At 41.4% G+C, this 26,541-nt stretch carries 21 protein-coding genes and 9 pseudogenes; 9 read left to right on the forward strand and 21 right to left on the reverse strand.

Going from position 1 to position 26,541, the window contains the following annotated elements:
- Positions 1-23 precede the first annotated feature (23 nt).
- The 8 genes and pseudogenes from ACSLFW_RS12285 to ACSLFW_RS12320 all read right to left on the reverse strand — a co-directional run bounded on the left by ACSLFW_RS12285 (position 24) and on the right by ACSLFW_RS12320 (position 8,041).
- The gene (locus tag ACSLFW_RS12285) at positions 24-854 is read right to left on the reverse strand and encodes a type 1 glutamine amidotransferase (protein ID WP_436555990.1); all 831 of its coding nucleotides are present in this window, start codon (positions 852-854) and stop codon (positions 24-26) included.
- 173 nt (positions 855-1,027) lie between these two features.
- Positions 1,028-2,136 (reverse strand): annotated as a pseudogene (locus ACSLFW_RS12290) (carboxylate-amine ligase).
- Positions 2,137-2,227: 91 nt separating this feature from the next.
- Positions 2,228-3,176 (reverse strand): annotated as a pseudogene (locus ACSLFW_RS12295) (ATP-grasp domain-containing protein).
- A 52-nt stretch (positions 3,177-3,228) separates the two neighbouring features.
- Entirely contained in the window at positions 3,229-3,942 is a 714-nt protein-coding gene (locus ACSLFW_RS12300; protein ID WP_436555991.1) for an esterase family protein, read from the reverse strand.
- A gap of 242 nt (positions 3,943-4,184) precedes the next feature.
- Complete coding sequence (locus tag ACSLFW_RS12305; RefSeq protein ID WP_436555992.1) at positions 4,185-4,583, reverse strand: glyoxalase; 399 nt, start codon at positions 4,581-4,583, stop codon at positions 4,185-4,187.
- An 89-nt stretch (positions 4,584-4,672) separates the two neighbouring features.
- On the reverse strand, positions 4,673-5,419 hold the full coding sequence (locus ACSLFW_RS12310) for a M1 family metallopeptidase (RefSeq protein ID WP_436555993.1): 747 nt from the start codon (positions 5,417-5,419) through the stop codon (positions 4,673-4,675).
- A gap of 17 nt (positions 5,420-5,436) precedes the next feature.
- Complete coding sequence (locus ACSLFW_RS12315) at positions 5,437-6,294, reverse strand: hypothetical protein (protein WP_436555994.1); 858 nt, start codon at positions 6,292-6,294, stop codon at positions 5,437-5,439.
- A gap of 130 nt (positions 6,295-6,424) precedes the next feature.
- A pseudogene (locus ACSLFW_RS12320) lies at positions 6,425-8,041 on the reverse strand (acyl-CoA carboxylase subunit beta).
- A 215-nt stretch (positions 8,042-8,256) separates the two neighbouring features.
- Between ACSLFW_RS12320 and ACSLFW_RS12325 the strand changes: the two are divergent.
- From ACSLFW_RS12325 to ACSLFW_RS12335, 3 genes are all read left to right on the forward strand, one after another.
- Positions 8,257-8,604, forward strand: coding sequence for a hypothetical protein (locus ACSLFW_RS12325; protein WP_436555995.1), 348 nt, complete (start codon positions 8,257-8,259; stop codon positions 8,602-8,604).
- Between the two features lie 130 nt (positions 8,605-8,734).
- Positions 8,735-9,379, forward strand: coding sequence for a DUF47 domain-containing protein (locus tag ACSLFW_RS12330; RefSeq protein WP_436555996.1), 645 nt, complete (start codon positions 8,735-8,737; stop codon positions 9,377-9,379).
- A gap of 9 nt (positions 9,380-9,388) precedes the next feature.
- A complete protein-coding gene (locus ACSLFW_RS12335) occupies positions 9,389-10,657 on the forward strand; it encodes an anion permease (protein WP_436555997.1) in 1,269 nt (422 codons plus the stop codon).
- Between the two features lie 112 nt (positions 10,658-10,769).
- On the opposite strand, the pseudogene lpxD reads toward ACSLFW_RS12335, so the two are convergent.
- From lpxD to ACSLFW_RS12355, 4 genes and pseudogenes are all read right to left on the reverse strand, one after another.
- Positions 10,770-11,767: pseudogene (gene lpxD, locus ACSLFW_RS12340) on the reverse strand (UDP-3-O-(3-hydroxymyristoyl)glucosamine N-acyltransferase).
- A 227-nt stretch (positions 11,768-11,994) separates the two neighbouring features.
- On the reverse strand, positions 11,995-12,546 hold the full coding sequence (locus tag ACSLFW_RS12345) for a DUF1697 domain-containing protein (RefSeq protein WP_436555998.1): 552 nt from the start codon (positions 12,544-12,546) through the stop codon (positions 11,995-11,997).
- On the reverse strand, positions 12,546-13,004 hold the full coding sequence (locus ACSLFW_RS12350) for an endonuclease/exonuclease/phosphatase family protein (protein ID WP_436555999.1): 459 nt from the start codon (positions 13,002-13,004) through the stop codon (positions 12,546-12,548). The genes ACSLFW_RS12345 and ACSLFW_RS12350 overlap by 1 nt, the downstream gene beginning before the upstream one ends.
- Positions 12,955-13,392 (reverse strand): hypothetical protein, encoded by a 438-nt coding sequence (locus ACSLFW_RS12355; protein ID WP_436556000.1) that lies wholly within the window; start codon positions 13,390-13,392, stop codon positions 12,955-12,957. The genes ACSLFW_RS12350 and ACSLFW_RS12355 overlap by 50 nt, the downstream gene beginning before the upstream one ends.
- Before the next feature lie 99 nt (positions 13,393-13,491).
- Between ACSLFW_RS12355 and ACSLFW_RS12360 the strand changes: the two genes are divergently transcribed.
- From ACSLFW_RS12360 to ACSLFW_RS12370, 3 genes are all read left to right on the forward strand, one after another.
- Positions 13,492-14,052, forward strand: coding sequence for a Crp/Fnr family transcriptional regulator (locus tag ACSLFW_RS12360; protein ID WP_436556001.1), 561 nt, complete (start codon positions 13,492-13,494; stop codon positions 14,050-14,052).
- A 178-nt stretch (positions 14,053-14,230) separates the two neighbouring features.
- Complete coding sequence (locus tag ACSLFW_RS12365; RefSeq protein ID WP_436556002.1) at positions 14,231-14,665, forward strand: hypothetical protein; 435 nt, start codon at positions 14,231-14,233, stop codon at positions 14,663-14,665.
- Positions 14,666-14,737: 72 nt separating this feature from the next.
- Complete coding sequence (locus ACSLFW_RS12370; RefSeq protein WP_436556003.1) at positions 14,738-15,427, forward strand: DUF4386 domain-containing protein; 690 nt, start codon at positions 14,738-14,740, stop codon at positions 15,425-15,427.
- A gap of 121 nt (positions 15,428-15,548) precedes the next feature.
- On the opposite strand, the pseudogene prfB reads toward ACSLFW_RS12370, so the two are convergent.
- A pseudogene (gene prfB / locus ACSLFW_RS12375) lies at positions 15,549-16,643 on the reverse strand (peptide chain release factor 2).
- 48 nt (positions 16,644-16,691) lie between these two features.
- Between prfB and ACSLFW_RS12380 the strand changes: the two are divergent.
- Positions 16,692-17,720, forward strand: a complete 1,029-nt coding sequence (locus tag ACSLFW_RS12380) for a threonine aldolase family protein (protein WP_436556004.1) — start codon at positions 16,692-16,694, stop codon at positions 17,718-17,720.
- A gap of 97 nt (positions 17,721-17,817) precedes the next feature.
- Here ACSLFW_RS12380 and ACSLFW_RS12385 read toward each other — a convergent pair whose 3' ends face one another.
- A complete protein-coding gene (locus tag ACSLFW_RS12385; protein WP_436556005.1) occupies positions 17,818-18,144 on the reverse strand; it encodes a YbaB/EbfC family nucleoid-associated protein in 327 nt (108 codons plus the stop codon).
- 126 nt (positions 18,145-18,270) lie between these two features.
- Here ACSLFW_RS12385 and ACSLFW_RS12390 point away from each other — a divergent pair.
- Both ACSLFW_RS12390 and ACSLFW_RS12395 read left to right on the forward strand, forming a co-directional pair.
- Positions 18,271-20,333: pseudogene (locus ACSLFW_RS12390) on the forward strand (S9 family peptidase).
- Between the two features lie 78 nt (positions 20,334-20,411).
- Positions 20,412-21,453: pseudogene (locus tag ACSLFW_RS12395) on the forward strand (PLP-dependent cysteine synthase family protein).
- Between the two features lie 198 nt (positions 21,454-21,651).
- On the opposite strand, the gene ACSLFW_RS12400 reads toward ACSLFW_RS12395, so the two are convergent.
- The 7 genes and pseudogenes from ACSLFW_RS12400 to ACSLFW_RS12430 all read right to left on the reverse strand — a co-directional run bounded on the left by ACSLFW_RS12400 (position 21,652) and on the right by ACSLFW_RS12430 (position 26,428).
- The gene (locus ACSLFW_RS12400) at positions 21,652-22,107 is read right to left on the reverse strand and encodes a head GIN domain-containing protein (RefSeq protein WP_436556006.1); all 456 of its coding nucleotides are present in this window, start codon (positions 22,105-22,107) and stop codon (positions 21,652-21,654) included.
- Positions 22,044-22,322 carry a hypothetical protein gene (locus ACSLFW_RS12405; protein ID WP_436556007.1) on the reverse strand — a complete coding sequence of 93 codons (279 nt, stop codon included), beginning with the start codon at positions 22,320-22,322 and terminating at the stop codon, positions 22,044-22,046. The genes ACSLFW_RS12400 and ACSLFW_RS12405 overlap by 64 nt, the downstream gene beginning before the upstream one ends.
- A gap of 42 nt (positions 22,323-22,364) precedes the next feature.
- Complete coding sequence (locus ACSLFW_RS12410) at positions 22,365-23,159, reverse strand: hypothetical protein (protein ID WP_436556008.1); 795 nt, start codon at positions 23,157-23,159, stop codon at positions 22,365-22,367.
- Positions 23,160-23,194: 35 nt separating this feature from the next.
- Positions 23,195-23,410, reverse strand: coding sequence for a hypothetical protein (locus ACSLFW_RS12415; protein ID WP_436556009.1), 216 nt, complete (start codon positions 23,408-23,410; stop codon positions 23,195-23,197).
- Positions 23,394-23,927, reverse strand: a complete 534-nt coding sequence (locus ACSLFW_RS12420) for an anti-sigma factor (protein WP_436556010.1) — start codon at positions 23,925-23,927, stop codon at positions 23,394-23,396. Before ACSLFW_RS12420 ends, ACSLFW_RS12415 begins: the two co-directional genes overlap by 17 nt.
- A pseudogene (locus ACSLFW_RS12425) lies at positions 23,924-24,474 on the reverse strand (RNA polymerase sigma factor). Before ACSLFW_RS12425 ends, ACSLFW_RS12420 begins: the two are co-directional and overlap by 4 nt.
- Before the next feature lie 167 nt (positions 24,475-24,641).
- Positions 24,642-26,428: pseudogene (locus tag ACSLFW_RS12430) on the reverse strand (ABC transporter ATP-binding protein).
- Positions 26,429-26,541: the final 113 nt, after the last annotated feature.

A 26,541-nucleotide genomic window follows, 5' to 3' on the forward strand; every position in this document is an offset into this window, starting at 1 on the left:
ATCGTATTGAAGAGAATGCGGTACTAATTAGACAGTATTTTTTTGGTTTTCATCAGATCGTTGATGGCAATTCTGAGGAAATTCGGGATAATCGTTTCGTTGGTTTTGTAGATTTTTTCCTCATCAAGCAAATCTTCAAGCATGCTCAGGAATTTCTCTTTTCCTTTGAGTTTGATGATGCGTTCACGTGCTTCTTCTTTCCTGAGATTGGCGATATAACTCATCGGATCCGCTTCTGGATGAAATTGCGTTCCGACGAAATATTCCGTAAAACGAACCGCCATGATTGCACGCTCAAAAACAACATGGTCACGGATTTTTTCCAAAGAAAGTATTTTAGCGCCATTGTCTTCAAAAACTTCAAGATTTGGTTGCACCACCTGATAGTCGCGCGAATCAATCGCATAAAATGGGTTGGGAAGTCCGTCAAACAAGGGATCTGTTTTACCGTCTGCAGTTTTATGAACCGACATAATCCCGAAAGAAGTTGATTTTCGCTTCGTAACCTGTGCCAATCCAAAATGCTTGCAAGCCATTTGAAACGAATGGCAAATAAATAAAACATGTTTCTTCACTTCATTCTGCTTGTTCCAAAGCGTAAGTGAATCAATCAAATCGAAGTATTTTTTATCCCATATGCCATCGCCGTCAAGCGGATTTCCCGGACCGCCTGTCGAAATATAAATATCGTATTTTTTGATATCAGGAATTTCAGATTTCCCACGGATATCAAAAACCTTAAAGCTCACAATATTACTGAATCGGCCAATAATGTCAACTACACAGCGCATTCCCTGGTTGGGCTCGCCGTTATACATATCCAAAATCGCAATTTTTATAGTCTGATCAGTCATAATCGTTTTTTAAGTAATTGTAACGGAATTGCAAATATAAATCTTTTTAAATGCCAAACAGCAAATTATAAATGCCAAATAATATTCAAATTTTCAATTCTATAAACGCAAACGTTTGAAATTTAAAGCATTGGAATTTATTTGATATTTGGTTTTTGTTCTTTAGAATTTCCTTACAACCCTCTTGTAAACTCAGATGTGATAAAATCAACCACTTTTGTCAAATCGCCGGTTTCTTCATAAATCGCCAATTGCTTGTCTGCGCCTGTTCCTTCTTTCATCATGGTATGTACGTAATTGATGTCGTCGCGGCTTCCCAATTCATCCACAACATCGTCAATAAATTCAAGCAATTCCAAAATCAGCATTTTGGTTTCGACCTCTTTTGCAAACCGAAATCAATCATGTGATTGTCAATGCCATAACGTGCAGCACGAAATTTATTCTCTTTGATCAACGCCAAACGATAAATATTGAAACTTGTATTCGCCATCGTCAGCTTGTACAATTTCGCCACAACTGCCTGGATTATTGCGACAATACACATCGTTTCGTCAACAGTAAGGCTCATGTCGCAGATGCGGAATTCAATCGTATCATAAAACGGATGCAGCCTCAAATCCCACCAGATTTTCTTCGGGTTGTCAATGCAATTCGTCTTGACCAAAGTTTCTAAATAATTGTCATAAGCCGAAACTGAATCGAAATATTCCGGCAGACCGGTACGCGGAAATTTATCAAAAACTTTAGTCCGGAACGATTTATATCCGGTTTTCCTGCCTTCCCAAAATGGAGAATTCGTAGAAAGCGCAAAAATATGCGGCAGGAAGTAACACGCCTGGTTCATCAATTGCAGTCCGATTTCTCGGTTTTCAATCCCAACGTGGCAGTGCATCCCGAAAATCAAATTCGAACGCGCAGCATCCTGCAGTTCATTTACGATATTATGGTACCGCGGATCGTCTGTAATCGGCTGGTCCTGCCACCTCGAAAACGGGTGGTGCCCGGCGCCGCCAACAACCAAATCCTGTTTGTCAGCGAGTTCAACGATTTTCTTGCGAAGGAACGTAATTTCCTCTTTGGCTTCCTTCACGCTTTTGCAGATATTGGTGCCAACTTCCACCACAGATTGGTGCATTTCGGCTTTCACCTGTTCGTTCAGAATGATTTTCGCACCATCGACGATTTTCGACAAATGCGAGCGCAAATCCCTTGAAACAGGATCAATAATCTGGTATTCTTCTTCAACGCCAAGCGTGAAAACGGGTAATTTTCGTGTCATGATTTTAATGTGTCAATTAGAAAATTAGAAAATGTGATAATTATAAGCAACGCTCATCATTATCTCATTTCCTAATTATCTCATTATCTAATTACTTTACAGCAGCAGCGGCATCCTTGATAAATGTTCCCAGGTCAGGTTCATTTGTCCGGGCTTTTGTTTCTTCGCAGCGGCAATCGCCATTTTCGCGGCTTCTTCTACAACCCATTCGAAATTCTCGGCACCTACCGACGTCAATTCTGCATCCGGCGCTGGGTTTCCAAAATCAATCGCATACGGAATTCCGTCACGCACTGCAAATTCTACCGTATTGAAGTCGTAACCCAATCCGTTGCAAAGGCGTAAAGTATAATCTTTTACTGTATCCAATAATTTTTTCGAAACCGGCAGGCCATCAATCACATAACGCAAGTGATGCGGATTTCTAGGCTCGTATTGCATGATTTTTACGGCTTTTCTTCCTAAACAATACACGCGAAAATATTCTGTGAAAACAATTTCTTCCTGTAAAAGCATCACCAATTGTCCGGTTTCACGGTGCTTTTCCCAAAACTCCTCACGATTTTCGAGACGATAAACATTCTTCCATCCGCCGCCGGCGTAAGGTTTCATATAGGCCGGGAATTTCACATAATCGAAAATCGCTTCCCAATCCATCGGGTAGGCGAGGTTGCGGAAAGATTTTCCGGTGGTATCTGTCGGATGTTCCGCAGAAGGCAAAATCACCGTGTTCGGCAACGGAACGCCCAAAGTATCGGCAAGACAGTTATTGAAAAACTTATCATCTGCGCTCCACCAAAACGGATTATTGATGACATTCGTTCCTGTCAAAGCCGCGTTTTTCAGGTAAGCGCGGTAAAACGGCACATCCTGAGAGATCCTGTCAATGATCACGGCATATTCGCCGCCTTTATTTTGCACGACCTTGTCGATTGAAACCGCTTCTGCAACGATATCTTTTTCTTTTTCGAATTCACCCTGTCGATGAATGCTTGTGGAAAGGTATCTTCCATTCCGAATAAAATCCCGATCTTCTTCATTGTATAATTTGTTTAGTTAGTTTTTTGTTAGTCTAAAGTCGCAAGTCTAAAGTCAAAAGAACTTGATTCGCGACAAATAATGCGGGAACATTTCTTTCCAGACCGGCCAGTCGTGTTCGCGGTTCTGGCGGATGTCGAGCCAATGATCGATACTTCTGTCGGCTAAGACTTTGCTGAGTTTCAGGTTTGCGTCGAAGCAGACATCCCAGTTGGAAGTGCCGAGAACGATGTCCATATTCCACAATTCGCGGTCGTTGAGTCCGTATAAATAATCTTCAGGACTGTTGTAATACACATTTTCGTCGTGATGCCCATCCATAAAACTCTTAATGTCAAATGCGCCGCTCATCGAAAACATGTGGCTTACATATCCCGGATGACGAAAGGCGAAATTCGCCGCATGATAACCACCAAAACTGCAACCGGCAACGACGACTTTTCCGGCGCCGGTATTATTTTTCACACGTTCTACGATTTCGTGGCAAATCATTTTATCATACCAGACATGGTTCTGGATGCGGTGAACGGGATGGATTTTTTTGTTATAAAAGCTGTCTTTATCGATACTTCCCGGGCAAAAAATCTGTATCAATCCTTGCTCAATGTACCATTTGGCTGATTCTATGAGTCCCTGATCGCGGTTTTCATGATAACTTCCCATTGAGGTTGGGAATAAAATTACCGGATAACCGGCGTGGCCGAAAACCAGCATTTCAATTTCGCGGCTCAGGTTGGGCGAGTACCACTTGAAGTATTCTTCTTTCATGTATTTATTTTTAAACAATTATAATAAAAATAAACAAGAAACCCTTGTTTTATCTGATTTTTGAAAAACTTTTATCGGAATGTTTGGATTAACTTATAAATATTAACAAAATAATAAATAATGCTTTAAATTCCAGCTTTGATTAGAATTTCGTCAAAAAATGCATTGGCATTTCTGTGAATATATTGTGAATTTTCGCACAGAAAGTTACAGAAATAAAAAAGAAGCCCGAAAGCTTCCATTTAATAACTCATTTCAAACAATTGCACCTGGCTTTTAAGCCGTTCAATCAGCATCGACATCATGCGTTTGTTCAGGTCTGATGAATTTTGGATGTAAGTTGCATATTCTGCAACGGTAAATAATCCGATTACGATACCTTTTAAAGAATTACGAAATTTGATATCGCGTTGAATACTGTTTTCAATAAAATGCATCTTCTTCTCGACACTGAAATTATAGAAATCGGTTTTGCTTTTGGAAATGTAATTCCGAAAGACTTCTACGAACAAATCGTTCTGTAATTTCAATATTGGCCTCAACGTCTGGTTCTGGAAAAATTCGTCGGCAGAAGATTGCGCATTTACCGTTCCGATCATTTCGCCCCTGAAATCACTGATAAACTGGTCTCTTGTTTCCATTTTTTTCTTTTAAAATTACGAAATAAATGGTTTGGAGATTTCCAGCGGCAGTCAATTCAGGTCGTACTTATCAAGAACTTATCAACCGTTTATTCTACCTCCATAACATCAATAAGGAATTTCTGTTGCAGCACCTTGAAATCTTTGATGCCCCTTGTTTCAGTAAATTTCCATGTCGTTGTAGGCTGCAAACGCACTTGTTTTTTGTTGATTTCGACATCGACCGGCATATTAAAATCGGCAGCATCAGCTTTCCAGCGGTATTGAATGCTTCCTTTTTCGCGCTTTATCTCGAGCACCGGAATTGCAGGATATCTTAAGTATTGATTGAAAACCGGCGTCAGGTTCAAGCCGCTTTCTTTATTGAAAAATGCAACAACGGTTTCGGTATCAATAATCTGATGGCGGAATTTATTGGAATAATCCAAGAGTAATTTCCACCATTTTGCATCGTCGTTGATGATGCTTCGGATGGTGTTGAGCATCAGCGCGCCTTTCGGGTACATATCACCCGAGCCTTCAAAACCAACGCCATAAAACCCGATTATCGGATGGTCATTTGCGATATTCTGCTTCAAGCCATTGATATAATTTTGGCCTTTTTCATATCCGTAAAGACATTCCACATAAACCGATTCGGTGTAACACGTAAAACCTTCGTGTATCCACATATCGGCGATATCTCTGGAAGTAATGCTGTTGCCGAACCATTCGTGCCCGCTTTCGTGGATGATGATGTAATCGAACGACATTCCAATTTCATCTGAAGAAAGGCTGTGGCCAAGATAGCCGTTGCCGTAATGATTGCCGTAAGCGACCGCGCTTTGGTGTTCCATTCCCAAGTACGAAGTTTCTACCAGCTTAAATCCGTCTTCAGGAAAAGGGTAGGGCCGAATTTTGATTGGTAGCAATCCATCATCGGTTTTACCTGCCCGAATTGTGTTTTGGCCTTCGATTCGTTTTCGCGAAGCACGTAGTAATCAAGGTCTAGGCCTTTGTAATTTTCCCAGAAATGCACGTAATCGCCGATATTTAGGGTAATATCATAAGTGTTGATTGGATTTTTGACTTCCCAATCCCAGCGTGTATAGCCATTTTTTAAATCCTCAGAGCCTTTGAAGCGGCCATTGGAAACATTCATCAATCCGGTTGGCACGGCCACATTTATCGTTGCACCATTGTCGGGTTCATCAGATTGCGAATCTTTTACCGGATACCACAAACTGGCACCGGTTCCTTGCACAGCTACGCCAATCCATGGTTTTCCGTTGCTGTCGGTTTTGTAGACGAATCCGCCGTCCCAAGGTGCTCTTTTAGCGATTAATGGATTTCCGGAAAAATAAAAACGTAATTTTTGCTCAGATTTTTCTTTTAATACCGATGGAAATTCTACAAAAACGGCATTGAATTCCCTTGAAAACATCAATTTCTGTTTGCTCCAGACGATGCTGTCAACTTTCATGTTCTTGAACAAGTCGATTTGGATTTTTTGCGTATTGGCTACGGTTTTGAAAATGATTTCGTTATAACCGCTGATAAATTTCCTGTCAGGTTCTACCTTAATATTAAGGTCATAATGCAGAACGTCATAAGAAGTCCGTTCTGGCGGGAGCCCGCCAAAAAGCGAATCTTTTCGCGTAAATGTGGGCATATCCTGTGCAATTACGCATTGAAATAAAATCAGTGATAAGAACAGGACAAGATTTTTCATACAGGAATTGTTTTTATATGTAAATCTAATTAAAAATCAATAGCATTGCTTTAATTTTGACAGGGACGCCTATGGTTTTAGCAGGCTTTCGCTTGCAAATACTAATTGTGCCTTTTGGATCAGACCTGAATTACCCCAGATTAAATTTCTTTTCGATAGGTGCGTGGTTGGCCGCTTCGATGCCCATAGAGATCCAGGGTACGGGTTTCAAGCGGATCGATGATTGCATCTGTCCATAATCTTGAAGCTGCGTAATAAGGTGAAACCTGCGCATCGTATCTGGCTTTTATTTTATCGAATAATTCCTGTTCTTTTTGTTCGTCGACGATTTCACCTTTTGCTTTGAGCGATGAAGCTTCGATTTGCATGAGTACTTTTGCGGCTTGCGTTCCGCCCATAACCGCTAGTTCTGCACTTGGCCAGGCGAAAATCAGTCTTGGGTCATACGCTTTTCCGCACATGGCATAATTTCCTGCGCCGTATGAATTTCCGACGATTACGGTGAATTTCGGAACGACAGAATTACTGACGGCATTCACCATTTTTGCACCGTCTTTAATAATGCCGCCATGTTCAGATTTGCTGCCGACCATGAATCCGGTTACGTCCTGAACGAAGACGAGCGGGATTTTCTTCTGGTTACAATTCGCAATAAAACGTGTGGCTTTATCGGCTGAATCAGAATAGATTACGCCTCCGAACTGCATTTCGCCTTTTTTAGATTTGACGACCTTTCGTTGATTGGCAACAATTCCGACCGCCCAGCCGTCGATCCTGGCGTAACCGGTAATGATGGTTTGGCCGTAGCCATCTTTATACGCTTCGAATTCAGAATTGTCAACGAGGCGATTGATGATTTCCATCATATCGTATTGTTCATTGCGTGCTTTTGGAAGGATGCCGTAAATTTCCTTTTCGTCCATCGCTGGTTTTGCAGGCTTCTCGCGGTTGAACCCGGCTTTTTCGAAATCGCCTATTTTTGAAACTATATTTTTGATTTTATCGAGTGCGTCTTTGTCGTCTTTTGCCTTGTAATCGGTAACGCCTGAAATTTCGCAATGCGTCGTAGCGCCACCTAAAGTTTCATTATCGATGGTTTCGCCGATTGCGGCTTTTACCAGGTAACTTCCCGCAAGGAAGATACTTCCGGTTTTATCAACAATCAAAGCTTCGTCGCTCATGATGGGCAGGTAAGCGCCGCCAGCGACACAGCTTCCCATAACTGCTGCTATTTGCGTAATTCCGAGGCTGCTCATGATGGCGTTGTTGCGAAAATGCGTCCGAAATGTTCCTTATCGGGAAAAATTTCATCCTGTAAAGGAAGATAAACACCGGCGCTGTCTACAAGATATATAATAGGTAAGCGGTTTTCCATCGCGATTTCCTGTGCGCGCAGGTTTTTCTTTCCCGTAATCGGAAACCAGGCGCCGGCTTTTACGGTCGCGTCGTTGGCAACGACCATACATTGTTTTCCTTTGATGTAGCCGATTTTTACAACGACTCCGCCTGACGGGCAACCGCCATGTTCTGCATACATGCCATCGCCGGCAAAGGCTCCGATTTCAATGCTCCTGGCTTTTTCATCGAGTAAATAATCGATTCTTTCGCGGGCTGTCATTTTACCTTCGGCATGCAGTTTTTCAATGCGTTTTTCTCCGCCGCCGAGTTTTACTTTGGCGAACCGCTGTTTTAAATCGGTTAACAAAAGCTTATTGTGGTCTTCGTTTTTGTTGAAGTTGATGTCCATTGTAGTTGCTGTAATTAAGGGTTGCTAAAATACGAAAACGATTGAAATAAGCAGTTTTGAATTTGAATTTTAAAATGAGCCGACAATCAGTAGTTGCAATTAATGATTTGGAAACCTTTCAAAGAAAAACTTAACATTGGAAAAGCCATTAAATGCTTAATTTTGTCGTATTATTAAGATTTGATTTACAAACTAAACTCCGAAAAAAAATAATTATGAGCGAAAATTTACCAACGCCAGACGAAAATACAGCACAAAACCCCGAAGAAGTAACTCAGGAAAATACTCCGGAAATCCAGGAAGAAACTGTGCCTGAAAATACCGAAGAAATTACAGAAGAAATTCCTGCCAAAATAACTGCAACAAAACTAAAATCTGCCGATAAAAAGTCGAAAGAAAAACAGAAAAAGGCCAAAGAAAAGGCTAAGGAAAAAGCCAAAAAAGCGAAAGCCAAAGCAAAAGAAAAGGCCAAAAAGCAAAAAGAAAAAGCCAAAGCTAAAGAGAAAACGAAGAAAGCAAAAGAAAAAGCTAAGAAGGCAAAATCACGAAAAAAGAAAAAGTAGCAATGAAGCCGACTGAAATGTCGGTTTTTTTTATTAATATTTTCGACTGAGACGTGCAGAGTAATTCATATTAGCTTAACATTAACTTAACATTGACGGGATACCTTTGTGCCGTTAAAAACAACAAACTATGACGATTAACACTTTTTTCCAGTTTTTGGTACCGAAAGATAAAAAATTCTTTCCTCTATTCGAACAGGCTACCAGCAATCTTATCCTGATGGCGACTACGCTTCACGAAGTAGTGAATTTACCAGCAAGTGAAAGACCGGAACTTTTTAGAAAAATCGAAGAATTTGAACAAATTGGAGAAGATATTACGCGCCAGACCAATATCGAACTCAGCAGTAATTTCATTACGCCTTTTGATCGTGAGGATATTTATGCATTGATTACCGCAATCGATACGATTTCAGGAAATCTTTACGGTGCAGCCAGCAGAATGCGTTTGTACCACGTTGATAAGATCACTAAATCAATCAGAAAGCTCACAGAAATTAACCTTGAGGCCTGTCAGCATATCGATGTTGCCGTTCGTGAATTGCGCGATTTGAAGAAAATCAAGAAAATAACCGACGCCTGTAATAAAATTAACAAACTCGAAAATAAATCGGATACTGTCTACGACAAAGCGGTCGCAGATCTATTCGAAAACGAACAGGATGCAAAGAAAATCCTTATCTACAAGGAAGTATTATCTGTACTGGAATCTGCAGCTGACAAATGCAAGAATGCTGCGAATGTATTGGAATCCATTGCCGTAAAACATTCTTAAGCCAATTTCATGTTTACACTCCTTATAGTAATTATCGTTTTAGCGCTGATCTTTGATTACATCAACGGTTTTCACGATGCAGCGAATGCGATTGCGACAGTTGTAGCGACTAAAGTGCTTACGCCGTTTCAGGCTGTGATCTGGGCAGCATTTTTTAACTTTCTGGCCTATTGGGTTTTTGGATTTGGCGTTGCCGATACGGTGGCGAAGACTGCCCACACAATGGATATCAACCTTGTCGTAATCCTGGCCGGTGTAATTGCTGCGATTATCTGGAATTTGCTGACATGGTGGCTCGGAATTCCGTCGAGTTCTTCACACACTTTAATTGGCGGATTTGCAGGAGCTGCAATCGCCCATGCCGGATTTGGCGTAGTAAATTGGTATGCTGCAGGAAAAGACGGCGGTTTGCCGACTGGTGTATTGATTATTATCGCTTTTATCGTTCTGGCGCCGTTGCTGGGTGCATTAGCGTCCTATCTTATTTCAATCTGGTTACTGAATGCTTCGCGAAAAAGCGTTCGGCCTAAAATATTCACGATTGCTTTAATGGTTTTAACGGTTTGGTTTGTAAATAGCCAGCTTAAGTTTGATATCGATAAACCGCGTTTTGAATCGCATTTCTGGAGTATAGCTTTTGAATCACATAACATCAAGTGGGTCTTAATCGGATTTATCATATTATCGGTAAGTACGTTTTGCCTGCTTTTCAGCAGCTTAAACCACAGCCAGTCTGAATATTGGCTGAAAAAGATGCAATTGCTTTCATCTGCGGCTTTCAGTTTGGGACATGGCGGAAATGATTCGCAAAAGGTCATGGGAATCATCGCAGCCGCTGTTGCCGTTTACATTCACACAAGCGGACAAGAAGTGATGCCGGAATGGCTCAACGTAGTTTTACCAAAAGATGATGCAGAAGGGCACATGCCACAATGGATACCGTTGGCCTGCTATTCGGCGATTGCTGCAGGAACATTGAGCGGCGGTTGGAAAATCGTAAAAACGATGGGTTCTAAAATCACCAAAGTAACTTCTTTTGAAGGCGTTGCTGCAGAAACTGCCGGTGCGCTGACGTTATATTTCACAGAGCATTTAAAAATCCCGGTAAGTACAACGCATACCATCACAGGTTCTATTATTGGGGTCGGATTGACCAAAAGGATTTCGGCAGTACGCTGGGGTGTTACGGTAAGCCTTATTTGGGCGTGGGTCTTGACGATTCCAATCTCGGCTTTACTGGCGGCGTTGATTTATTGGATATTGAGTATTTTCTTGTAAAGGAATATTTTTCTAAAATAGAAAATCCGCTCTAAAGCGGATTTTTTTGTTTTTTACCATTAAGGCATTAAGGATAATTTAGTCTTAATTACTTTATCCTTTATTGTAAAAATTATTTGTTAGCATCTCTTACCAATCGCTTCAAAATCGCCCATTGTTTCAAAGCATCCCGCGCCTCGACTGCCGGATAACCCAACATGGTTTTTCCTGCCGGGATATCAGCGGCTACACCTGAACCTGCTCCTACTACTGAACCGTCACCGATTGTTATGTGGTCTTTTATGGAAGCGCTTCCGCCGATGATTACGCCGTTTCCGAGCGTCACCGAGCCTGCAAGTCCGCTATTGCCTGCCATGATGCAGAACATGCCCAGCTTACTGTTATGTCCGATTTGCACAAGGTTATCAATTTTACATCCGTCTCCTAAAACAGTTGAACTGAATTTACCGCGGTCGACACACGAATTGGCACCAATTTCAACGCGATTACCGATAATGACATTCCCGATTTGCGGAATTTTCACCAAACCTCTTTCTGCACAAGGCCTGAAACCAAAGCCATCTGCGCCAATGGAGCAATTTGGGTGCAAAATACATTCGGCACCAATATGGCAGCGTTCGCGGATGACGGTCCCTGACCAGATGATAGTTCCGTTTCCTATAGTAGATTCATCAAGAATGGTCACGTTTGGGTATATCGTAACATTATCGCCTATTTTTACATTGGGCCAAGATAACATCCGGCGCCGATTCTGGAATTTTTCCCAATAATAGCAGTTGTATCAACAGTCGCGGTTGGATGGATATCGTGAGTGAAAACGGGTGCAGGTGGTGCAAAAATTTCCAATACCTGCGACATCGCCAAATCGGCATTTTTTACTTTTATAAAAGCGCGATTATCGCCGGGTTCAATAGAAATGTCTTCATTTACAACTGCAACACAGGCTTTTGAATCCTGCCACAGCTTTTCGTATTTTTTATTGCCGATGAAGGAAATTTCAGTTTCCGAAGCCGCCTCGAGTTGTTCAGGAGCGGTGATCTGCCGGTTGGTGTTGCCGACAATTGCTCCTTTCAGGACGTCGTTAATTTCGGAAAGGCTGAATGTTCTCATTGCACTAATTTTTCTATTAGTTACCAAATAAAGCCTTTTATTGTTATAATTCCAAATTTGCGGGTGATATTTAAGATATTGATAAAATTAGATAGCAGATAGCAGTCAGCAGATGGCAGTCAGCATATCGCAGATAGTAGCAATAAGTTAATATTGACATCGTTATATCTATAGTTATGCACCTATAACGCGTTAGCTGTAACCTGCCATCTGCCATCTGAAACCTGCTACCTGTAAGCTTCCGCCAAAGTAATCAACTTATGCACTGTTTTCCAATTGCGGGAAGTCGCGCGTACTTTCAGTTTATTTTCGATTAAAGCATTCGTGAGTTTGGTCTTTCCCGCGGCACCATCGGCATAAATCAGGTAAATGGCTTTATGGATAATGTGAAATTTATCTTTCCCGAAATCAATCGCACTAAAAGCAGCAATATCGTCCTGGCTAGGATTTACGGATAAGAAAGCGACGAAAGGCTGTGTCGGGTCAGAAATTTCATTTTCCGAAAACGGATTATTCGAAACGACAATTTTCAAACCTTCCAACGTAACGATCACGACGGGAATATTGAAACCGAACTTTTCTGCAATCTTCAAATGAATGCTTTCTTCGAGTTTTGCAGTATCGGTTTGCTGACTTTGAAAGAGGATATTTCCGCTATTGATATAGGTCGTAATATTCGCAAAATCCAGTTCTTTTAAAAATCCCCGCAGTAATTCCATTTTGATCATGTTATGGCCGCTAACATTGATGCCGCGCAATAATGCGATATAAGTATGCATTATTTTTTTAATTCGAGTTCAACATAAACCGGCAAATGATCTGAAGGATATTTGCAATCTTTTGAATCGCTTAATACAGCATATTTCAATACTCTGATGTTGTTTTTGCTTGTAAAGATGTAATCGATGAGTAAAGTCACAGGTTTGTGGAATTCGAAATTATTGAACGTTCCTTTAGGTCCGAACGGGTCAGTCTGGCTGACAACTTTTGCATCATCCATTTTGGAAGAGAGGTAGAGATACGCTTTGCTGTTGACTTCACTATTAAAATCACCGGTTAAAATCACCGGATATTTCTCTGTATTGATACTTGTTATTTTTTCATAAATAAGCTTAACGCTGTTGGTACGGGCGGTTTCTCCAACGTGGTCCAAATGCGTGTTGAATACATAAAAATGCTTTCTGGTCTTAATATTCTCGAATAAACCCCAGGGTACAGATGCGTTCAAACATGGCATCCCAGCCTTTTGAAACTTTTTCAGGTGTTTCAGACAACCAGAAAGTAGCTTGTTTTACCACCTTATATTTATCAGAATTGTAGAAAAGTGCGCTGTATTCTCCGCCAGTAGGCGAATTGTCGCGGCCAAGACCAATCCAGTTGTAATTGACGAGCGTGCTGTCGATATACTTAAGCTGGTGAAGCTTTCCTTCCTGGGTGCCGAAGAAATCCGGTTCGTAGAAGGCAATTTGGCCGGTTAGGAATTCCTTCCTCAAATCCCATTTGTTTTCCCCGTCGGCAGGATTGTCGAACCTTAAATTATAAGTCATGACTTTTAAATCCTGTGTATGTCCGCAAAAAGAAGACAGCAAAAGTGTCATCAATACGGTAAAATGCAATCGTTTCATTAGGTTTTATTGGTATTGGTTGTTTTATCAAAAGTAGTTTTTTATCGGAAATTGCGCTATTTTTTTTACTTAATTTGTAATGGTGTTTTTGGAATGTGTATGGAAAAACTAAAAATATATTTTGAAATGATGGGTTTTCATGGCGAAAACCTTAATCAGATTCTCGATGCCTTTTTCCTACAGCATTTCAGGAAAAATGAATTTGTCGTTGAATACGGCAAAACCAGCAGACACATCGGATTTGTCGTTGACGGCCTGTTTCAGTATTACGTAATAAAACAAGGAGAGGAGCGCACCACCTATGTTTCCATCGGGAATACATTTTTCGCTTCGTTGTTGAGTTTCATCGGCGAAAAACCTGCTCTCGAAAGCATCAAAGCACTTACTGCCGGAAGCATCTGCATGATCAGCAAAGAAAGCCTGAAGATGCTCGTCAGGGAAGTTCCCGGTTTTAAAGATTTTTATATCGGCCTGCTCGAAAGCTCGATTTGCGGGATTGACGCAAGCCGCCACGACCTTATCGTCCTGACTGCCGAACAGCGTTATGAAAAAATGCTCAGGGAAGAACCGCATTTGCTGCAGCAGATTCCGTTGCAGCATTTGGCTTCTATGCTGGGCGTCACGCCGCGTCATTTGAGCAGGATCCGGAATGTGAAGTAGTCTGAAAGTCGAAAGTCGAAAGTCGAAAGTCGAAAGTCGAAAGTCGAAATAAAAGTCATAAGCATCTCTCAACACAATCTGAGGACTTTAAGCTTCTTTCGACTATTTATAGACATTTGTCCGGTTGCAGTAATTCCCGGCTGCCGACCTTTGCCTCATCAAACCATTAAAACACAAGATGATGCAAAAATTAATTATCACATTCGTATTATTTACTTTCAGTATGGCGTTTGCGCAAAAATTCCCTACACATTTGGTAAGCGTTAACGGCTTCCGCAATCCTTCAATCGGAGCAGAATACCAGCACCTGCATGTTTCGGTGCATGCCGGTTATTACATTACTGCTTTCAAAAAAGGCGAAACGACTGAGTTTATCCGCACAGGCTTAACGTATTGGTTTCTTCCAATGGGAAAGAAAGAAGTGCGATCGTCATTTTATGCGGGGGCTTCCTACCTGCGTGGCCGCAATAAGGATTACACCGATAAAGATGCCTTTGCCATTGAAGCCGGATACCGTTCGTGCCGTATGGAAAGGATTAAACCTTCGTCTCGGCGTTATCGCTTTGTCTGCAAAAGGACAGGATGTAAAAGTAAATCCGACGCCAGGGATTAGTTATTCATTTCAATTTTAAGGAGTTTCAATCATCAATCAAACAAACAATCATTAACCTTTAATCTTTACAACATGAAAACACAAAAACACATCGGGTCATTGCTCCTCGCGGGGGCGATAGGCGTACTGATTCCTTACACCATCCTCACCATCACTTTCAATTATCCTGACATTCTCAGGCAGGAAACCGGAATGATACTGACCAAATTCCACGAAGGCGGCAGCAGCCTTATCTTCACCTGGTGGGCATTTGCGGTTTTGGGGTTGCCATTGCTTTTAGCTTATAAGAAAATCGGGCAGTTATTGGAAAGCAAATTTGGTTTTGCAGGCTGGGAAACGACGCTGGGCATCACAGGATTGATCGTTCAGATGATAGGCTTATTGCGCTGGACGTTCGTCGTTCCTGTGTTGGCAGACAATTATATAAAAGGCGATGCCATGACGCAGACAGCTAGTAAAATCGCTTTTCAGGTCGTGCATCAATATGGCGGCGTGGTTTTAGGCGAGCACCTCGGGCAGTTGTTTACCATTATATGGACGGTCATGATGACCATTGCCTTTGACAGGATGAAATTTGTGCCGAAATGGGTAACTTACCTTGGGTACATATCCTCAGCGATTTACCTCATGGCACAAGCCGAACTGTTCGCAACGGTCATTCCGGGATTTCCTGTGTGGGGATTGGCTGGGTTTATCGGAAGTACGCTTTGGTTGGTATGGCTGATGGTGATTGGTACCAGATTTTGCCGTAAAGAGGTGTAATTATTTCCATCATACATGATCAGGGCTTTATAATCGCATTGCCTGTATTGGTTTAGATTGCTTCGTCCCGTAATGACGGTAATTTCCAAGAAAAGTTGTTGTTACGGGAAATGTTTTCAAATCACTCCTCCTTCTGTCCCATCATCATCAGATATGCCTTTAAAAACGCATCAATCTCGCCATTCATTACACCCTCAACATCGCTGGTTTCATATTGCGTCCGAACATCTTTACCAATTTATAGGGATGCATGACGTAATTCCGGATTTGCGAACCCCATTCGATTTTCATTTTACTGGCTTCGATGTCGGCGCGTTGTGCCATTTGCTTTTTCAATTCGATTTCGTACAATTGAGAGCGCAACATCTGCATTGCACGCTGGCGGTTGTCCTGCTGTGAACGCGTTTCAGAACACTGCACCTGGATCCCGGTTGGCTTGTGGAAAAGCTGTACTTTGGTTTCCACTTTATTTACGTTCTGACCTCCGGCGCCGCTTGATCGGGAAGTAATGATTTCAATATCAGCAGGATTGATGTCAATCTCAATCGTATCATCGACCAATGGATAAATGTATACAGATGCAAATGAAGTATGGCGCTTTCCATTACTGTCAAAAGGAGAAATCCGCACGAGGCGGTGCACGCCATTATCGCCTTTCAGGTATCCAAAAGAATAATCGCCTTCAAATTCGAGGGTTACGGTTTTAATTCCGGCCACATCGCCTTCCTGAAAGTTAAGTTCTTTGACCTTATAACCGTTCTTTTCACCCCACATCATGTACATCCGCATGAGCATCGACGCCCAGTCGCAACTTTCTGTTCCACCGGCTCCGGCGGTAATTTGAAGGACAGCGCTCAGCGAATCGCCTTCTTCAGAAAGCATGTTCCTGAATTCGAGGTTTTCGATGTGAACATTGGCCAGTTCGTATGTTTCGTCGAGTTCGGCTTCAGACAATTCGCCCTCACGGAAAAATTCATGCGCCAGTTGTAACTCTTCGCCTAATTGAACGGCTTTGTCATAATCTTCGACCCATTTCTTTTTGGAACGCAGCACTTTAACGAAAGCTTCTGCCTCTTTCGGGTTGTTCCAGAAATCGGGGGCGAGCGTTTTTTCTTCCTCGTTTGATATTTCGATCAGTTTGGCATCAACGTCAAAGATACCTCCTCAACGCACCAAGGCGCTCTACAATACCCTTAATTTGTTCGGTATTTGTCATAATAGTTTGTAATTTTGTTGCACAAAAATAAGACATCCTTTTGACAATATGGAAATAAATTTGGTAAGTGATACCGTAACGAAGCCGTCGCAGGAAATGCTGCGCTATATGTTCCAGGCGCAGGTGGGTGATGATGTTTACAAACAGGATCCTACTGTAAACGCGCTCCAGCAAAAGGTTGCCGACATGTTCGGGATGGAAGCGGCGATGTTTTTTCCGTCAGGAACGATGGCGAATCAGACCGCGATAAAATTGCATACACAGCCCGGAGAACAGCTTATTGCCGACAAATGGGCGCATGTTTTTAATTATGAAGGCGGCGGCGTTTCTTTCAACAGTGGTGTTTCGTGTTGTCTTTTGGATGGAAATCGAGGGATGATTACGGCTGAACAAGTGGCTGGTGCAATCAATTTACCGGAATTTTACCACAGTCCGCTTACGAGTTTGGTTTGCGTTGAAAATACTACGAATAAAGGCGGCGGTGCTTGTTATGATAGCAATGAATTGGTAAAAATCAAGCAGGTTTGCCAGCAAAATAACCTTAAATTTCATTTGGACGGTGCGCGTTTGTGGAATGCACTTGTCGTAACACGCGAGAATCCTAAAACTTATGGGCAGATTTTCGATACAATCTCAGTTTGCCTTTCAAAAGGACTTGGCGCGCCAATTGGTTCTTTATTGGTTTCTGATAAGGCAACAATCGATCGTGCCTTGCGAATCCGAAAAATATTAGGCGGAGGTATGCGTCAGGTTGGATACTTAGCTGCTGCCGGAATTTACGCTTTAGACAATAACATCGAAAGATTGTCAGAAGACCACCGCCGTGCAAAAGAACTCGGCGCCGCATTGTCAAAACTCAGTTGGGTAGAAAAAGTCGAGCCCATTGAAACCAATATACTCATATTTGAAGTCAGAAAAGGCCTCGATGAAAATATGCTGATTGCAAAATTAAAAGAAAGAAATATCCACATCAGTTCGATGGGGCAAGGAAAACTCCGAATCGTAACGCATCTGGATTACCGCGAAGTGATGCACAGTTATGTGCTGGAAACGCTGGAGCGGATTGGAACGAAGTAGAAGGAGAGACCGCTTCGCTGCAAGAGTCAAGACCGCTTCGCTGAAAGACAAAATGATAGTCTTTCTTCTTGCAGCGAAGCGGTCTTGTCTCTTTTCTCTATTTGAAAAGGCCTTCCATTCCGGGAATCTGCGGCAAATCGACATGTCCCGCAGCAGCAATTTCATCTTCATTTATTTTTGAAGCTTTTTCAATCGCTTTGTTTAAAACAAGGATAAAATAATCTTCTAGCTGCTCTTTGTCTTCCAGCAAACTATCATCAATAGTTACCGAGGTCAGCTTGCGGTTGGCATTTACGGTGACTTTTAAAAGTCCGTCATTGCTTTGTTCATCAATTAAAATCGTATTCAAACGCGCTTTCGCTTCCTCAATCTTCTTTTGGGCTTCCTGCATTTTGCCCATCATGCCCATTAAATCTCCAAACATAGTTTTAGTTTTTTTTGCAAAGATAGTTGGTTCAGTCAAAAGTCGAAAGTCGAAAGTTGGAAAGTCTTTGCGGATTGCTGAACTTTCGACAATTTCCATTAAATTGCATCTTCTAACAATTCTGAAATGACTAAAAAAATACAACCCCCGGTTGCAAAAATCATCCCTAAAATCCTGGAAATACACAACGACAAACGCACAGATAATTATTATTGGCTCAACGACCGCGAAAACCCGGAAGTCATTGATTACCTGAACCAGGAGAACGCCTATTACAACGAAATGACCGCGCATACGAAGGATTTCCAAAAAGATTTATTCGCGGAAATGAAAGCCAGGAATTAAAGAAGACGACCAATCGGTTCCTTATTTTTACAACGGTTATTTCTACATTACGCGCTTCGAAACCGGACAGGATTATCCGATTTATTCCAGAAAAAAAGGCAGCCTTTCGGCAGATGAGGAAATTTTATTCGATTGCAATGAATGGGCAAAAGGACATTCATTCTTTCAATTGGGCGGATTCAGCATCAGTCCGGATAATAAATTGGCGACTTTCGGAATTGATACCGTCGGACGTAGAATTTATACGATTCAGGTGAAGAATTTAGAATCAGGCGAAATCTTTTCCGATAAAATTGAAAACGCTACCGGAAGTTCGGTTTGGGCGAATGACAACAAAACCGTTTTTTATACACGCCAGAATGAAACGACGCTGCGTCCTGACAAGGTTTACAAGCATATCATCGGCACTGATTCCAACGACGATGCTTTGGTTTATTTCGAAAAAGATGAAACTTTTCACATCGATGTAAGCAAATCGAAATCGCGAAAATACCTGATGATTGAATCGGCAAGTACGCTCACCACTGAAGCCAGGATTCTTGAAGCAGATAATCCAAACGGCGAATTCAGGATTTTTCAAAAGCGTGTTCGTGGCATGGAATACGGGATTTCGCATTACGAAGATGCTTTCTACATCCGCACCAATAAAGACAAAGCTGAGAATTTCAAGCTTATGAAAACGCCTGAAAATGCAACTTCACGCGAAAACTGGACAGATGTCATTGCGCACAGAAAAGACGTTTTGCTCGAAGATTTCGAAATTTTCAAGGATTATTTAGTGGTCGAAGAACGCGCGAACGGACTCAATAAAATCCGCATCCGGCCGTGGAGCGGGGAAGGTGAGTATTATCTGCCCTTTGAAAGTGAAACTTACATGGCTTACACGACAACTAACGTCGATTTCAACACAGATATCCTTCGCTACAGCTACCAGTCGATGGCGACGCCATCTTCGGTGATTGATTTCAACATGAAGACGAAGGAGAAGGAAATCAAGAAAGAACAACAGGTTTTAGGAGGTAAATTCGATAAAAATAATTATACCGAAGAACGACTTTGGGCGACGGCTGAAGATGGAACGAAAGTGCCTATGTCTGTTGTTTATAAAAACGGATTGCAGAAAGATGGTAAGAACCCACTGTTATTGTATGCTTATGGTTCTTACGGCGCTTCAATGGACGCTTATTTTTCATCGACACGGTTATCGCTTTTCGGACCGCGGATTTATTTATGTCATCGCGCACATCCGCGGAGGCGAAGAACTTGGCCGCCATTGGTATGAAGACGGAAAATTGCTTGAAAAGAAAAACACATTTACAGATTTCATCGATTGCTCAAAATTCCTCATTGCAGAAAAATACACTTCACCTGAACATTTATATGCTGAAGGCGGTTCAGCGGGTGGATTGCTGATGGGTGCGATTAATAACATGGCGCCTGAATTGTATAATGGCGTAATTGCACAGGTTCCGTTTGTAGATGTGGTCACGACGATGCTCGACGACAGCATTCCGCTTACGACGGGCGAATACGACGAATGGGGCAATCCGAATGAGAAAGAATATTATGATTATATGAAATCTTATTCGCCTTACGACAACATAAAGTCGCAGGATTATCCGAATATGTATGTGTCGACGGGGTTTCACGATTCGCAAGTGCAATATTGGGAACCTGCGAAATGGGTGGCGAAACTGCGGTTAATGAAAACAAATGACAAACAATTATTCCTCGACACCAACATGGACGCGGGACACGGCGGTGCTTCAGGAAGGTTCGAAGCACTCAAAGAGTTGGCCAAGGAATTTAGTTTTTTATTAGATTTAGAAGGAATAAAAAAATAGTTTAAAATATTTTATTTAACTTTGCAGGTCCCGAAGCTATGACTTTGGTTTTCGGACGCGCCTTGACTAATTTATTTTATGAAAGAAGATATAAAAGCTTACGATAATGTATTAGGATTAATAGGAAACACTCCGCTTATTAAGCTTAATAATATAACCCAGGCATTAAAAGGCAATTTTTACGCGAAAGTAGAAGCCTTCAATCCCGGACATTCCACAAAAGACAGAATTGCGTTATATATCATTGAAGAAGCAGAAAGACAAGGTATTTTAACTCCGGGCGACACGATTATCGAAACTACTTCGGGAAACACAGGTTTCAGCCTTGCAATGGTAAGTATTATTAAAGGTTACAGCTGTATTTTAGCAGTAAGCTCTAAATCATCCAAAGATAAAATTGACATGTTGCGCAGCCTCGGGGCGAAAGTTTATGTTTGCCCGGCGCACGTTTCCGCAGACGATGAGCGTTCTTACTACAATGTTGCCAAGCGTCTGCACGAAGAGACAAAAGGGTCGGTTTACATCAACCAGTACTTCAATCAGCTTAATATCGACGCGCATTATAAATCTACACTAACCGGAAATCTGGGAACAGACGAACGGAAAAATCACGCACCTTGTAGCTTGCAGCGGAACAGGCGGAACTATTTCCGGAGCGGCTAAATTCCTTAAAGAGAAAAATCCAAATATCAGAATTTTAGGCGTTGACGCTTTTGGTTCTGTTTTGAAAAAATACCACGAAACGAAAGAGTTTGATGCAGAAGAAATTTATCCTTACAGGATTGAAGGATTGGGTAAAAACCTGATTCCGACTGCGACAGATTTCGACATTATTGATCATTTCATCAAAGTGACTGACGAAGAAAGTGCACACACTACAAGAGAAATCGCTAAGAAAGAAGGGCTTTTTGTTGGTTATACTTCCGGAGCTGTGATGCAAGCGATTAAACAATATGCAGAAGAAGGCGAATTTGACGAAAACAGTAATGTTATTGCGATTTTCCCTGACCATGGTTCAAGATATATGAGCAAGGTTTTCAGTGATGAATGGATGAACGAGCAAGGTTTCTTTGACAGCGTTAATGCTGAAGAGGCTCAGAAGATTGAATTTATAAAGTAATTTTTGAGTTCAGATTTTAGAATATATAAACTCCTGTCAATGACGGGAGTTTTTTATTAATAAGATTTGATAAAATCTAAACTCTAAAATCTAAAACAACAAAACCCCAGCTCTCGCCGGGTTTTTCGTTCTGCTGTTAACATACTAACTTTAACAAAGTACCAACTAAATCATTTCGATACTATTCAGAACCTGATATTAAGCCTTTTCGATTTCGCCTGAGCCGGCTACTTTCGTGTCTTCCTGTTTTGGGTTTCCTTTGTATTTGATATCTCCTGAGCCAACAACTCTCGCCTTGATATTTTCCGACGCATACACTTCCGCATCACCTGAACCCGCAACATCTATATTGGTGTTTTCGGCTTTGAGTCCGAATGCTTTTAAATCTCCTGAACCAGTAACGCGGCCTTGAAAATTGGTAGTTTTTCCGTTAAGCGTAAGATCGCCTGAACCGCTTACTTCGCCGACTGCATTTTCAGAATTTACAGTAAGGTTGATGTCGCCCGAACCTGAAATACTGATTTTCAGATTATCTGATTTGACTGTGCCATCAGCGACAATACTGCCGGAACCGCTGAGGTTGATTTCGCTTAAAGCCTTGTAAGGCAATTCAATTTTGACTTCACCCGAATTTCTCCAGCCTTTTTCATCCATGAAGATACTGAGTTGGTCACCGTTAATTTCCATCTTGATATGCTCAAGTACTTCTTTTTGGTCGCCGTGATCGTTGCTTCGGTTTTGCCCTGAACAAGTGTCACGTCGAATGAACCTTTAACATTCAGTTTTGAATAATCGCCGATGGCTCTTTTCTGTTGTGCATTCGCCGCAAAAGCAACAAATAATAAAGATAAAATGATTACTTTTTTCATGATTTAATTTTTTAATGATTAGTTATTGATGAATGAAACCCTTTATATTTTGGTCAGTTTCAGGTTGCCATAACCCGAAGTGATGTTCATTTTGTTGACGCCGGTCGCTTTATAGAAACCTTTGTACAGATTCATATTATTGCTTTCTCTCTTGCTCTGGAATGTCAGCGAACTATCTAATCCAGCGTATTTAAGACTGAAATCGAAATCAAAAGCATAGTCTGAATCATATTTAAGGTCTATGTTGGTATAATTGGCAGTCACAGCGACATTGTTGGCTTTCGCGCCCAATTTTCCGGTTATCGAACTATAATTCGTGTTAACATTCAGATTGTGGCTTATATTCCCGAAATTCAGTGTCAGGTAATTGCCTTCACCGTTGATGTTGTCGGCATTGGCAAAATTGAGCTCACCATAATCAGCATTGTAAGAAATGTTATCAACAGATCGTATAAACAGGTTGGTATAACCTAAATCGGCATTGATATTTCCCGATTGTGATATCGTCAGCGAAGAATATTTAGCGTTAATTGTGGCATTTTTAACAGTTCCGATGGCAGAATTATTACAATATTGAATATTAATATCGTTATTACCATTTAGTAATTCTGATGCCGTAACATTCCCGTATTTACAATCGATGTCAGATTTCCCTTGAATTTTATCAACGACAATAGCGCCATATTGATTGTTGAGTTTGATGCTGCCGCGACGCGGAATTTTTATTGTATAATTGATTTCCATCGAAGTATTCCTCGGTGAATTCCCGCTGAATGTCGTCTTTGCCGTCACCATTGTTGTCAGTGCGTCGATATCGACATCAATAGAATTAAGCAATTTATCTACAGATTCTGCTTTTCTTCCGGTTACTTTTATGACGACGTCAATCGCAATTTTATTCTCATCCCACGTTGCGACATAGATGTTTCCATATTTATTGTTGATATTGATACCCGCGTCGGCATTGACAAGATAAGCTTTGTTGATGTTTTTTTCTTTTTGATATCACCTCCGGGCTCGCCTGCGAAAACCGGAACTGCCGACAGCAACAACCATAAGGTACAGAAAATATTAAGTAGTTTTTTCATTGTAATTGGATTTTAGTTTTTTGATGTTTTCTATTTGTTTTACGACTTGCTGCAGGAAATTCACCCTGGTTTGCAGGTTTTGGATCATCGCATAAATAATTTGCGTACTTTCTCCTTTTTCAGCCATCTCAGCGACGAGTTTGTTATAATCTTTATCCAGCGCATCTAATTGTGCCATCGCATCCCGAACGATAATCTTGCTTTCCGGCGAATTTTCCTGTTGGATGATGGCCAGTTCTTTTTTGATAAGCGAATTGAAATACAGATGGCTTTCTTTCACTTCAGGCGACATGGCAGCGACTGCTGATTGGCTTCCCGAAGGTTGGTATTGGATGTAAATCCCGAAGCAGATTACCAAAGCTGCCGCAATTGACAGGATTGTCTTATATGGAAATTTTTTCTTCTTCGGTTGCGCCAATCGTTCCATGAAGCGTTGTTGATGGCCTAAAACCGGCTCTTCAACATCCCATTGATTTTCGAACGATTCGAACAATTCGCCTAAATTTTTCTCTTTCATTGCAATTGTAATTTTTCCCTTAAACTTTCTTTCGCACGGCTGATCAGCGTTCTGCAATTGCCGGCATTGATATTCATGATTTCGCAAATTTCCTCCTGGTCATAACCTTCGATGAACAAAAGCGTCAATGCAATCCTGTAACTGTCTTTGAGTGATTTGAGTGTTTCAAGAATCTGCTGCACTTTCAAATCTTTTACATCAAAGCGGTAATCATCTTCGATTTCATCACCAACTTTATACAGAACAGCATCAATCGGCGTTGTCGCATTCTTATTGATTTTCTTGTAATTATCGAGGCTGTCGTTGATTACGATTCGCTTCAGCCATGCACCAAATGTCACTTCACCCTTAAAACTATCCAGTTTCGTAAACGCCTTCAAAAACGATTCCTGCATGATATCTTCGGCCAATGCGCGTCTTTCACAATACGCAGCGCCGTGTTATACATCGTCTTGTAATACCGGTTGTACACCTCAAATTGTGCATTGCGGTTCTTTTCCCTGCAAAGGGCAATCAGATGATCGATATCTTGTTTGTTTTGTTCCAAGTTAAGTGGTTAGCTTTGGTATAATGACTGTTGTATTTTTCGAATGTTACAGTTTGATGGAAATTTTTTTTGAGAAAAGAAACAAGAGCCAAGAATCAAGATATTATGCGTGATCGCAATCTTGATTCTTGGCTCTTGATTCTTTGTTCTTTTTCTGAAAGTAAAAATCAGGAAAACTGCAGATTACTCAAACTCCTGTAAAGTCCGTTTTCAATTTCAAGCAATTCCTTGTGCGTTCCCTGCTCAGAAATAACGCCGTTATCCAGAACCAAAATTTTATCAGCATTTCTGATGGTTGAAAGCCTGTGTGCAATGATGATGCTCGTTCTGCCTTCCATCAAAGTTTCCAAAGCTTCCTGAACGAGTTTTTCGCTTTCGCTGTCGAGTGAAGAAGTAGCTTCGTCCAGAATCAAAATGCTTGGATTTTTCAGTAAAGCTTGGTGCAATTGCGATTCTCTGCCGTTGTCCGCCCGATAATTTAATGCCACGTTCACCGACCAGAGTGTCGAATTTCTCGGGAAATCCTTCGATAAAATTAAACGCATTGGCTTGTTTGGCAGCGATAATGATTTCTTCTTCGGATGCATCAGGTTTCCCGTAAGCGATATTCTCGCGAATGCTGCCGCCGAATAAAATTACGTCCTGCGGAACAATGCTCATGTTGCCGCGCAGGTTTTCCAGATCGTAATCGAAAATATTCTTTCCATCGATTAAAATCTCGCCGCCCTGAATGTCATAAAATCGCAATAACAATGATGAAATCGTCGATTTCCCGGCACCGCTCTGCCCGACCAAAGCGACTTTCTGCCCGAATTCGGCTGAAAAACTCACGCCGTTCAAAACTTTTATTTCTTTTCTGGATGGATAGCTGAATTGTACATTATTAAAAGTAACATCGCCTTTTATCTTTTCAGTCAATTGCTTCTGATTGGTGTTGATCTTCTCCGGGGTTTCGTCTAAAAGTTCGAAAACACGTTCAGTAGCGCCAATGGCTTTCTGGATTTGTGCATACAATTCTGGCAATTCCGCCAAACGAAGCACCGACGAAAATCGAATACAATACAAACGAAATCAATTGCCCCACATCTTTCATGTCGCCACTGATAATCAGCGTAACGCCATACCAAACGACGGCAACGATTGAACCAAAAAGGCAAAGAATAATAAACGAAGCGAAATATCCTCTGTACTGGCCGCCTTTAATAGCGATTTTGACAATGTCTTTTATTTTCGACTGATAGCGTGCAATTTCATACCATTCGTTGGCAAACGCTTTTACGTTACTGATGCCTTGTAAAGTCTCTTCTACAATGACCTGGCTTTCGGCAATATTATCCTGCGTTTTCTTTGAATATTTACGGATGAATCTACCAAAAATCACCGCAGCGACTGCTACCAATGGTACGATTGATAACATCATCAAAGTCAATTTTATACTGATAACCGCCAGAAAAATAACACCGCCAATAATTAATATCAACTGTCGTAAAAATTCAGCAATCGTAGTGGTCAACGTGTCTTGAATTTGCGAAATATCAGATGTAAGCCTGCTGTTGAGTTCACCAACGCGTTTTTGCGAATAGAATGACATCGGCAGTTTGATCAGGTTGCTGTATAATGCAAGTCGAATGTTGGCCAATGTATTTTCAGTGAAATTGATAAAAAGCGACAACCTGAAAAACGAGCAAATCGACTGCAGGAATAAGATCACTACAAGCCCGAGTGCGATTTTATTGGCTTCCGCTAAATCTTTATTTTTAGCGCAATCCACCAGCATGCCGATCAATTTCGGAAAGGCGAGGGCAGTGGCACCGGTCAGCAAAAGAAAGACCAATCCAACAAAGAATTTCCACCTGTGGCTGCCGCCGTAGTTGAATAGTTGCCAGAATTTTTTAAGGGATGAAACGTTTATTTTCGCTTTCGGAAGGTCATTTTCGGGTTTATGGCGTGCCATTGTAGAAGTTTTGGATTACAAATTTACGTAAAAAAGAGTCGAAAGATTAAAGTCCAAAGTCGAAAGTCTGATTCCGATAAATATCTCCATTAAAATCAACAAAAAAGCTCCGG

The organism is Flavobacterium sp. 3HN19-14 (genome assembly GCF_051373205.1).
Lineage (GTDB): Bacteria > Bacteroidota > Bacteroidia > Flavobacteriales > Flavobacteriaceae > Flavobacterium.

Coding starts and splice junctions, on each gene's coding strand:
- ACSLFW_RS12415 (WP_436556009.1), bottom strand. CDS start 23,410: ATGAAAAAACTACTTAATATTTTCTGTACCTTATGGTTGTTGCTGTCG.
- ACSLFW_RS12325 (WP_436555995.1), top strand. CDS start 8,257: ATGAGCGAAAATTTACCAACGCCAGACGAAAATACAGCACAAAACCCC.
- ACSLFW_RS12285 (WP_436555990.1), bottom strand. CDS start 854: ATGACTGATCAGACTATAAAAATTGCGATTTTGGATATGTATAACGGC.
- ACSLFW_RS12315 (WP_436555994.1), bottom strand. CDS start 6,294: ATGAAAAATCTTGTCCTGTTCTTATCACTGATTTTATTTCAATGCGTA.
- ACSLFW_RS12335 (WP_436555997.1), top strand. CDS start 9,389: ATGTTTACACTCCTTATAGTAATTATCGTTTTAGCGCTGATCTTTGAT.
- ACSLFW_RS12400 (WP_436556006.1), bottom strand. CDS start 22,107: ATGGATGAAAAAGGCTGGAGAAATTCGGGTGAAGTCAAAATTGAATTG.
- ACSLFW_RS12420 (WP_436556010.1), bottom strand. CDS start 23,927: ATGAAAGAGAAAAATTTAGGCGAATTGTTCGAATCGTTCGAAAATCAA.
- ACSLFW_RS12300 (WP_436555991.1), bottom strand. CDS start 3,942: ATGAAAGAAGAATACTTCAAGTGGTACTCGCCCAACCTGAGCCGCGAA.
- ACSLFW_RS12365 (WP_436556002.1), top strand. CDS start 14,231: ATGATGCAAAAATTAATTATCACATTCGTATTATTTACTTTCAGTATG.
- ACSLFW_RS12330 (WP_436555996.1), top strand. CDS start 8,735: ATGACGATTAACACTTTTTTCCAGTTTTTGGTACCGAAAGATAAAAAA.
- ACSLFW_RS12385 (WP_436556005.1), bottom strand. CDS start 18,144: ATGTTTGGAGATTTAATGGGCATGATGGGCAAAATGCAGGAAGCCCAA.
- ACSLFW_RS12355 (WP_436556000.1), bottom strand. CDS start 13,392: ATGAAACGATTGCATTTTACCGTATTGATGACACTTTTGCTGTCTTCT.
- ACSLFW_RS12405 (WP_436556007.1), bottom strand. CDS start 22,322: ATGAAAAAAGTAATCATTTTATCTTTATTATTTGTTGCTTTTGCGGCG.
- ACSLFW_RS12370 (WP_436556003.1), top strand. CDS start 14,738: ATGAAAACACAAAAACACATCGGGTCATTGCTCCTCGCGGGGGCGATA.
- ACSLFW_RS12305 (WP_436555992.1), bottom strand. CDS start 4,583: ATGGAAACAAGAGACCAGTTTATCAGTGATTTCAGGGGCGAAATGATC.
- ACSLFW_RS12345 (WP_436555998.1), bottom strand. CDS start 12,546: ATGCATACTTATATCGCATTATTGCGCGGCATCAATGTTAGCGGCCAT.
- ACSLFW_RS12380 (WP_436556004.1), top strand. CDS start 16,692: ATGGAAATAAATTTGGTAAGTGATACCGTAACGAAGCCGTCGCAGGAA.
- ACSLFW_RS12350 (WP_436555999.1), bottom strand. CDS start 13,004: ATGCCATGTTTGAACGCATCTGTACCCTGGGGTTTATTCGAGAATATT.
- ACSLFW_RS12310 (WP_436555993.1), bottom strand. CDS start 5,419: ATGGAACACCAAAGCGCGGTCGCTTACGGCAATCATTACGGCAACGGC.
- ACSLFW_RS12360 (WP_436556001.1), top strand. CDS start 13,492: ATGGAAAAACTAAAAATATATTTTGAAATGATGGGTTTTCATGGCGAA.